Source organism: Haemophilus sp. SZY H56, from assembly GCF_054332415.1.
In genome coordinates, this window is the sequence record NZ_JBTGNX010000030.1 from 1 (window position 1) to 1848 (window position 1848).

Below are 1848 nucleotides of genomic sequence, written 5' to 3' on the forward strand. Positions count from 1 at the left end.
CGTAAAGCTAAACTTTACTACTTACGTGAACGTTCAGGTAAATCTGCTCGTATTAAAGAGCGTTTGGGCGAATAATTTCGCAAAGAAAAAGGCTTGGGATCCCAAGCCTTTTTTGTTAGGTTATTTAATCCGTTCTTCGATAATCCCACCGCCCAAACAAATTTCACCAAGGTAAAATACGGCAGATTGTCCTGGTGTGACGGCTGATTGAGGTTCATCGAAAATCACTCGAATAGTTTCATCATCAATCGGTTCAATCACACAAGGAATATCTTGTTGGCGATAACGTGTTTTAACCGTGCAACGTACTAATTCACGAATTGGCTCGCGATCAACCCAATGTAATTGGCTAGCAATCAAACCTTTTGAAAATAAACGAGGATGGTCATGCCCCTGAGCGACAATAAGCTCATTATTTTCAACATCCTTATCTACCACATACCAAGCCTCATCACCCGCATTTTTTAAACCACCAATGCCTAACCCTTTACGCTGTCCCAACGTGTGATACATCAAACCATCATGGCGACCAATAATTTCACCATCAACAGTACGAATATCACCAGGTTGAGCCGGTAAGTAACGAGCTAAGAAATCCTTAAATTTACGCTCACCAATAAAACAAATACCGGTAGAGTCTTTTTTCTTCGCCGTAATTAAGCCAAGCTCTTCAGCAATAGCGCGAACAATGGGCTTCTCAATTTCACCAACGGGGAATAAACTTTGTCCCACTTGTTTATGGCTTAAGGTATAAAGAAAATAACTTTGATCTTTATTAGCATCTAAACCACGTAATAATTTTGCATTTTCATCATCACCAGCCCTACGTACATAATGCCCTGTTGCAATGTAATGAGCACCAAGATCTTCAGCTGCATATTCTAAAAATGCTTTAAATTTAATTTCTTTATTACACAAAATATCTGGGTTCGGCGTGCGCCCTGCTTTATATTCAGTTAAAAAATGCTCAAATACATTATCCCAATATTCTGCAGCAAAATTAATTTTATGTAGTTTAATCCCCAACTTATCACATACAGCCTGAGCATCTGCAAGATCAGCTGCTGCAGTGCAGTAATCCGTATCATCATCTTCTTCCCAGTTTTTCATAAACAGGCCTTCCACCTGATAGCCTTGCTGTTGAAGAATAAAAGCTGACACAGAAGAATCCACTCCGCCAGACATACCACAAATGACTTTTTTTGTCGCATTTCTCGCAAGCTGTTCTTGCGTCAATTGAGGAAAGTATTGATTATAAGTATTTGAAATTAACATAGTTCTCCCGTAACTTCGGTTAAGACGAAGCACATTGGTCATTGAATGAGAAAACGGCAAAATAATTTTGCACATAAAGTGCGGTCATTTTTGATGCAAGTTATTTCACTTCATAAAATTGCGAATCACCATCTTTTTTCGCAAATTTTTGCTCATATTCGGCTTTTGCTTGTTTATCGCCCGCATCTAATTTTGATTGAAGCGTGTCGCAAGGTTTATCACAATCACAAGCTTTGGCAATACCAAGGGTAGATAAACCACCGCAGCTGCCTTTTAAACTTTGTTTTTTGATAATAAATCCGATAGACATCAACAATATAATTGCGACGAAAGCGATTAAAGTAAAAAATAAAGTTTGCATAACTATTCTTTTGTTTCTGTTAATTTTTTGAAAGCAGAGGATGATTTTGTCACAAAACCATTATCTGTTTTAATGATTAAATAAACGGCAAGATTATTTTTCTCAGCCACTTCTAACGCCTTGTCTTCACCAAGCACAAATAAACCTGTAGATAAGCCATCAGCCGTCATCGAACTTGGTGCAAGCACGGTAATTGAGGCTAAATGATGCTG

At 38.1% G+C, this 1848-nt stretch carries 4 protein-coding genes; 1 reads left to right on the top strand and 3 read right to left on the bottom strand.

Annotation, left to right across the window (positions count from 1 at the left end; translation table 11 throughout):
* Positions 1 to 75 (top strand): 50S ribosomal protein L19 (locus ACXVWP_RS11045; protein ID WP_288293967.1); only part of this gene is annotated, 75 nt, incomplete at its 5' end.
* Between the two features lie 45 nt (positions 76 to 120).
* On the opposite strand, the gene mnmA is transcribed toward ACXVWP_RS11045, so the two are convergent.
* The 3 genes from mnmA to ACXVWP_RS11060 all read right to left on the bottom strand — a co-directional run.
* Positions 121 to 1275 carry a tRNA 2-thiouridine(34) synthase MnmA gene (gene mnmA, locus ACXVWP_RS11050; protein ID WP_005695381.1) on the bottom strand — a complete coding sequence of 385 codons (1155 nt, stop codon included), beginning with the start codon at positions 1273 to 1275 and terminating at the stop codon, positions 121 to 123.
* Between the two features lie 100 nt (positions 1276 to 1375).
* Complete coding sequence (nqrM, locus tag ACXVWP_RS11055; protein ID WP_005695380.1) at positions 1376 to 1636, bottom strand: (Na+)-NQR maturation NqrM; 261 nt, start codon at positions 1634 to 1636, stop codon at positions 1376 to 1378.
* Between the two features lie 2 nt (positions 1637 to 1638).
* On the bottom strand, positions 1639 to 1848 hold a 210-nt coding region (locus ACXVWP_RS11060; RefSeq protein ID WP_369866968.1), incomplete at its 5' end, for an FAD:protein FMN transferase.